We start from the raw sequence: 6,432 nt of genomic DNA, 5'->3' as shown, positions 1-6,432 counted from the left end.
CCAGCTGGGCTTCGGCACCCTGCCTCGTACGGTCATGGTGGAAGTGACCAAGCGGTTCTGAACCAGGCGAGCGAGGTGGCGCAGCCACCTCGCTCATCCACTTGCAATGCGATGAAACAGGACTGGACAAGCGGCGCACCGGTCCGACAAGAGAGGCGGCATGAAGACCGCGACGTTTCTGGCCGCCCTCTGCGGCGCTGCCCTGATTTCCGCCCCTGCCCATGCAGCCCCGAAGTGGGCGGGCGCATGGGGCTATGCCCCGGCCGACAGCGGCGCGAACGAGCCCGAGCAGCCCGCCGGGACCTATCGCTACCGCGTGCGGCTGACGCAGGCGGGCGACGCGATGCAGCTCACTTTCAGCAATGCCGAAGGTGACAAGCCGCTCGCCATAGGCGCGGTGACGATCGCCAGCCCCTCCGGGCCGGTGGGCACGGAAATCGGGACCAACCCAGTGCATCCGATCCGGTTCTCCGGGCTACCCGCCGTGGCGCTGCCCAAGGGCGGGACGGTGATCAGCGACCCGATCCTGGCGCCGTTTCACAATGCGCAGGACGTGATCGTCAGCGTGACGTTCTCCACCCCGTCGCGGCCCGGGCGCACCAATCTCGGCATGGAGATGGCCTTCGCGCCCGCGACGCCGGGGGCGACCTTCACCCCGATCAAGGTACGGCCCTATCTCTCGCTGGTATCGGTGCGTTCTGCACAGACCCCCTGCACCGTGGTCGCATTCGGGGATTCGATCACCGACGGGTTTCTCGGCCTGTCACCCCAGACGCGCGGATGGCCGGGGCGCCTGGCCGAGCGCCTCGCCGCCCTTCCCGCCGTCCAGCGCTGCGGTGTCGTCAACATGGGGATCAGCGGCAACCGGGTGCTGAAAGCGGGCCGCGCGACGTCCGCACTCGACCGCTTCTGGCGCGACGTGGCGAGCGTGCCGAACGTTACTCACGTGATCTTCCTCGAAGGCATCAACGACATCGGCGCAGGCACGGAAACCGGCCCCGATGCGGTGACGGCGGAGCAACTGCTCTACGGCTACCGCCAATTCGTCGAACGCGCCCATGCACTGGGGATCAAGGTGATCGGCGGCACGATGACGCCCGCTCTGCGCGCCGGGTACATGTCGCCGGTGAAGGAGCGGGTGCGCCAGTCGGTCAACGCCGCGATCCGTAGCGGCAAGGTCTTCGACGGGATCGTGGATTTCGAGGTTGCGGTACGCAACCCCGCCGCGCCCGCCGACCTGCGGCCCGAATTCGATCCGGGCGACCACCTCCACCCCAACGACGCCGGGCTGAAGGCGATGGGCGACGCCATCGATCTCGCCACGCTGAGGCGCCTGCCCTGACAAGCGCTCATGCGCGGCGCGGTTACGCCTTGGCGGCGATCATGATGATCTCGACCTTGTAGCCGGGCTCGAACAGCTTCGCCTCGCCGGTCGCGCGGGCGGGTGCGGGGTGCCCGGCGATCCATGCGTCCCAGGCCGCGTTCATTTCCGCGAAGTCGGCCATGTCGGCGAGCCAGATCGTGGCCGAGAGCAAGTGGTCGCGGTCGCTACCGGTCCGGGCGAGCAATGCATCGATCTCGGCGAGCGCAACGCGGGTCTGCTCTGCGACGCTCTCACCCGGATTGCCGATCTGGCCGGCGAGGTAGATGGTGTCGCCATGGACCACCGCTTCGCTCATGCGGTGGCCCTGGTCGATGCGGGTTAGAGTCATGTTATGGTCCTCCTGGGTGCCGTTGGGTGCCGCTCAGTAGCGACTGATGGCGAGATCGGAAGCCTCGATCGCGGGGCGACGACCGCCGATGAGATCGGCAATGACGTGGGCCGAACCGCAGGCCATGGTCCAGCCCAGCGTGCCGTGTCCGGTGTTGAGGAACAGGTTCGGGATGCGCGTCGGGCCGATCACCGGGGTGCTGTCGGGCGTCATCGGGCGCAGTCCGCACCAGAAGCTCGCCGCCTCCAGATCGCCGCCACCGGGGAACAGCGAGCCCGCCGAATGCTCCAGCGTGGCGCGCCGCTCGGGCGGCAGGTCGCGGGAAAATCCTGAGATTTCCGCCATTCCGCCAACACGGATACGATCTCCGAGGCGAGTGATCGCAACCTTGTAGCTCTCGTCCAGCAGGGTGGAGACCGGTGCCCGCGCCTCATCGACGATCGGCACCGTCAGCGAATAGCCCTTGACTGGATAGACCGGCAGACGAAGGCCCAGCGGCGCCACCAGCTGCGGCGAGAAACTGCCCATCGCGACAAGGAACACGTCGGCGGAGACGCTGCCCGCGTCCGTCTCCACCCGGACGATCCGGCCACCCTCCTCGACCAGCCGCTGGATGTTGATTCCATTACGGAATTCGACGCCCTTCGCCGCCGCCATCGCCGCCAGCGCATTGGTGAACTTGAAGCAGTCCCCCGTCTCGTCATTGGGCAGGCGCAGCCCGCCCACGATCGGCGCCGTGCTGGCCGCAAGACCCGGCTCGGCGGCAATGCAGCCTGCGCGGTCGAGCACCTCGAAAGGCACTCCATCAGCTTGCAGCACGGCGATGTCCTTGCCGATGCCGTCGAGCTGCTTCTGCTCGCGGAAGAGCTGCAAGGTGCCCCGGCTGCGCTCGTCGTAGCGGATGCCGGTTTCCCCGCGCAGCGCGATCAGGCAGTCGCGGCTGAATTCGGCGAGGCGCACCATGCGGCTCTTGTTGATCGCGTAGTCGCGCGCGTTGCAGTTGCCCAGCATGGCGACGAGCCAGCGCAGCATGGCCATGTCGGCATGGGGCCGCAGGATCAGCGGCGCATGCTTCATCATCAGCCACTTGACCGCCTTCATCGGAATGCCAGGAGCAGCCCAAGGCGAGGCATAGCCCGGCGAAATCTCCCCGGCATTGGCGAAGCTGGTCTCCAGCGCGGGGCCATCCTGCCGGTCGATCACGGTGACTTCATGGCCCGCCTTGGCCAGATACCATGCCGAGGTGACGCCGATAACGCCGCTGCCGAGAATGGCGATCTTCATGCGATGGTGCTCCGGTCGAGGGCGGGCGCACGAACCGGAAGATAATCCCGGTCGTAGCGGCGGCTGAGCTGGGTCAGGATTTCGTAGGAGATGGTCCCGGCATCGGCCGCGACCTGGTCTAAGCTCTGGTTCGGGCCGATCAGTTCGACTGGAGCGCCGGGATACAAATGCCCGGCAGGCACGTCGGTGACGTCGAGCGTGATGCTGTCCATCGAGACCCGCCCGACGATCGGTGCCCGCACTCCGGCGACGTAGGCCGCGCCCCGATTGCCGAGGCAGCGCGGCCAGCCGTCGGCATAGCCGACTGGGATCGTCGCGATCCGCGTCTCTCGTGCGGCATGGAATGTCAGGCCGTAGCCGACACCGGTTCCCGCAGGGATCGTACGCAACTGCGCGATCGGCGCCTCCAGCCCTACGACCGGCTGCATCGGGTTCGGCCCGGTCCCGGGATTGCCGCCGTAAAGGGCGATACCTGCGCGCACGAGGTCGAAATGCCCGCGTCGATGGAACGTTCCCCCGCTGTTGTCGAGCGCCCGAGGCACCTGCGGGAACCGCGCGGCGATGGTGTTGAAAAGCGCTTCCTGCGCCGCATTCGCCGGATCTTCCGGATCGTCGGCGCAGGCCAGATGACTGATCAGGAAGCGCAGTTCGATACCGTCGAGCAAAGCCGGCGTGGCGATCAGGTGCTCCACCTCCTCGGGCGGCAGGCCCATGCGCGACATGCCCGTGTCGATCTGAAGGACCGCAGGCAATGCCAGGCCACTCTGACGCGCCTGCGCCGACCAGCGCGAGACCTGGTCCAGCGAATTGAGCACCGGGATCGCGCCAAGCCCGGCACACCGCGGTTCCAGTCCGGGAAGAAGGCCGTTGAGGACGTAGACTTCGGCCCCGCTCTCCAGTTGCGGCATCAGCGCTTCCGCCTCGCTGAACAGGGCGACGAAGAGATGGCGGCAACCTTCGGCCATCAGCGTGCGCGCGACCGTCACCGCGCCGAGGCCATAGCCGTCCGCCTTGACCACCCCGCCCGTCTGCGCAGGCACGACGCGGTCGCGGATCAGGCGGTAGTTGGCGGCCAGAGCCTCCAGGTCGATGGTCAGGCGTGCAGCGGTGATCACGAAGCCCCCTTGGCGATCCGATTAATGCATCGTATCGCATAACGAAGCGAATAGGCTGCCGAATGTATGTATATTGTGCCACATTATGCGGCCTTGCACACGATAATGCGGACAAATCACAAGATCATGCCAGTGACCTCCGACCCCGTGGATCGCGCGATCATCCGCCTGTTGCGTCTCGACGGCAGGCGGCCCAATTCCGAGATCGCCGAGGAAGTCGGCCTTTCGCCGTCCGCGTGCCTGCGCCGTATCCGCCTGCTCGAGGACCGCGGCGTCATTCGCGGCTACACCGTGCTCACCGGGCCGGAAGACGATGACGAGCGCGGGGTCGATATCGTCGTGCAGGTCACGCTGGACCGCCAGACCGAGGATTACCTGTCGCGTTTCGAAAACGCGGTGCGGCAGTGTCCCGAAGTGCGCGAATGCTTCCTGATGACGGGCAACGTCGATTACTGGCTGCGGCTGCGCACGGAAAGCGTTGCCGCCTATGAGGCGATCCACGGGGAGGTCCTGTCGCGACTTCCGGGCGTCACCCGCATCAACTCCAGCTTCGCGATGCGCGACGCCATGCGTCCGCGGCGCGCGCGAAAATAGCGCTCCTTCCCGATCGATCGTCCACCATGGCCTTTCTCACAAGGTGACAGGGTTTACACGGTTTACACCGTCCAGAGAAAACGTGTCACCTTGTGTCAGAAAATGTCACCTTGAAGGGGGCAAGGTGACACCTTTGGCGCGCGATGTGTCACCTTGCGAAGACGATGTGTAGCCTTGCAGTGTAACCTTTTGCGGATAGAGATGGACGAGCCGGTCATAGCCCGCAAGGTATCGGACAGCGATGTTTGTAGGAAAGCGGACTTTCCGGAAGCGCCCCCTTGCGGTCGTTCTGATTTCAGCACACCTTTAGCCAATGCGGCGATTAATCATGGTGGGCGGCATCTTCTGCGCCTTCGCGTTATCTGGCTGTTCGTATACCTACGACCTGCGCGCTATAAAAATTGGCGGTCGCATCGCCTTCATTGTTGATCCACGCTCACAGCGCAGCGCCGATTGCATCAGAAGTATTCATGTGCAAACGGCTCGTAACGAAAAAGCAATGGCATCAGCGGGGGCGGATGACGATCCCGGTTTGGTTCGTAACGGCGTATTTTGGTATAAAGATTACGCCGTCGATGATTGTTTGAACGCTTTCCCGATATTTTATGGGCAGAAGCTGAAGGGCGAGCCGTTTAAATATTCTGAGCCCACTGCAAAGGGTGTTGAAGCGAAGCCTCTGAAGGTTGGAGTCATCTACGAGGTGGAAACAGCTAGCAGTGGAGGTTATGGGGGAGGCCGATTTCGAATTCGTGAAGACGGTAGGGTCGAAAATTTGCCTCGATTAGACGCCCAACCAAGCGGATTGGCTACGGATGAGATGTCTGTCGCGGATGGCAACTAACCACCCGTTTTCGCCATTCCGGCCGCTGAGCGCCTCGCTCTATAGCGGCCCGTCCGGTGCTCGCCGCACGCGAAGAAAACCGGCCTGACCGAACACGCCCCGTTGCGGACGATAGTGCCTACTGGCATCTATGTAGGATGATGGCCGAGAATCCGAGCAAAGACACGCCTGCTGATTACTACGGCTACTTCATGACAGCACTCATGGGGCTGGAGGATGACGCCAGCCTCTCGGGTTATTCCGAGGCGGGCCAAGAGCTTCTTAGAGAAGCGATCAGGATTTTCGGCGCTGAGTTTAATGATAGGCACCCCGGCCATTGGGGTAAGCCGGGCTCATAAAGCGCGGTCGACATCGTTCCTGCGCCACGACCGATCTCCACCCCTTTCGGTCCTTTAGGGGCCGGGGGCCGCGCTCCATTCCCGCTTGTCCGTTTCCGCCCGCCCGCGAAGAAAGGCTGCCTGACCGCCCGCGCCCCTGTGTGGACGAGCCCGTTCGTGACCACGATAGCCGCAAGGGCCTGTGTCAGGCCGTCATAGTCGATTGGCTTTCCGACCAAGAATAATTGAGGCGAGGAAGTAGCTGCCAACAAAGACTCCTAGTGTAGCAAGGATGCGCCATGAGAGCCCGTAGCGAAAGCATTCAAGAGCTAAAATAAATGTGGACCCGGCGAGAGGGATGCCCATCTTCAAAATTTTCGACTTCTCGATGGCCATTCGATTAGCCCCATAGCGAAAGAACGAGGAACGCTAGCAATCCTTCGGTCCGCTACCCATCTGTGGACGCCCGCACGAACGCAAGCGGTATTCGGGAGAATAGGCACGTAGTCGGATGCTGCCATCTGTCCGGCCTCTGATGCAGCACCGGAGGCTGCGGGCCCGTATGGGAG

8 protein-coding genes are annotated in these 6,432 nt (G+C 64.0%); 4 read left to right on the top strand and 4 right to left on the bottom strand.

Features of this window, described 5'->3' with window-relative positions; translation table 11 throughout:
* Positions 1-160 precede the first annotated feature (160 nt).
* The gene (locus tag ACYPYD_RS21075) at positions 161-1,342 is read left to right on the top strand and encodes an SGNH/GDSL hydrolase family protein (protein ID WP_459665285.1); all 1,182 of its coding nucleotides are present in this window, start codon (positions 161-163) and stop codon (positions 1,340-1,342) included.
* Positions 1,343-1,364: 22 nt separating this feature from the next.
* On the opposite strand, the gene ACYPYD_RS21070 is transcribed toward ACYPYD_RS21075, so the two are convergent.
* Genes ACYPYD_RS21070 through alr form a run of 3 tightly spaced genes read right to left on the bottom strand, consistent with a single transcriptional unit; the run spans position 1,365 to position 4,111 of the window.
* A complete protein-coding gene (locus ACYPYD_RS21070) occupies positions 1,365-1,712 on the bottom strand; it encodes a RidA family protein (protein WP_459665283.1) in 348 nt (115 codons plus the stop codon).
* 33 nt (positions 1,713-1,745) lie between these two features.
* Positions 1,746-2,996 carry a D-amino acid dehydrogenase gene (locus ACYPYD_RS21065; RefSeq protein ID WP_459665282.1) on the bottom strand — a complete coding sequence of 417 codons (1,251 nt, stop codon included), beginning with the start codon at positions 2,994-2,996 and terminating at the stop codon, positions 1,746-1,748.
* Positions 2,993-4,111, bottom strand: a complete 1,119-nt coding sequence (alr, locus tag ACYPYD_RS21060; RefSeq protein WP_008828690.1) for an alanine racemase — start codon at positions 4,109-4,111, stop codon at positions 2,993-2,995. The genes ACYPYD_RS21065 and alr overlap by 4 nt, the downstream gene beginning before the upstream one ends.
* Positions 4,112-4,237: 126 nt before the next feature.
* Here alr and ACYPYD_RS21055 point away from each other — a divergent pair, with 126 nt between their 5' ends.
* The 3 genes from ACYPYD_RS21055 (at position 4,238) to ACYPYD_RS21045 (ending at position 5,884) form a co-directional block, all read left to right on the top strand.
* The gene (locus ACYPYD_RS21055; RefSeq protein ID WP_036525294.1) at positions 4,238-4,705 is read left to right on the top strand and encodes an Lrp/AsnC family transcriptional regulator; all 468 of its coding nucleotides are present in this window, start codon (positions 4,238-4,240) and stop codon (positions 4,703-4,705) included.
* A 328-nt stretch (positions 4,706-5,033) separates the two neighbouring features.
* Complete coding sequence (locus tag ACYPYD_RS21050; RefSeq protein WP_459665280.1) at positions 5,034-5,546, top strand: hypothetical protein; 513 nt, start codon at positions 5,034-5,036, stop codon at positions 5,544-5,546.
* 137 nt (positions 5,547-5,683) lie between these two features.
* On the top strand, positions 5,684-5,884 hold the full coding sequence (locus ACYPYD_RS21045) for a hypothetical protein (protein ID WP_459665279.1): 201 nt from the start codon (positions 5,684-5,686) through the stop codon (positions 5,882-5,884).
* Positions 5,885-6,076: 192 nt separating this feature from the next.
* Here the strand turns inward: ACYPYD_RS21045 and ACYPYD_RS21040 are convergent, their stop codons facing one another.
* Positions 6,077-6,259 carry a hypothetical protein gene (locus tag ACYPYD_RS21040; protein WP_156799939.1) on the bottom strand — a complete coding sequence of 61 codons (183 nt, stop codon included), beginning with the start codon at positions 6,257-6,259 and terminating at the stop codon, positions 6,077-6,079.
* Between the last annotated feature and the right edge of the window lie 173 nt (positions 6,260-6,432).

This window comes from Novosphingobium sp. 11B, from assembly GCF_054589055.1.
The sequence above is the reverse complement of the archived record's forward strand: the minus strand, read 5'-3'. Positions and strand labels throughout refer to the sequence as shown.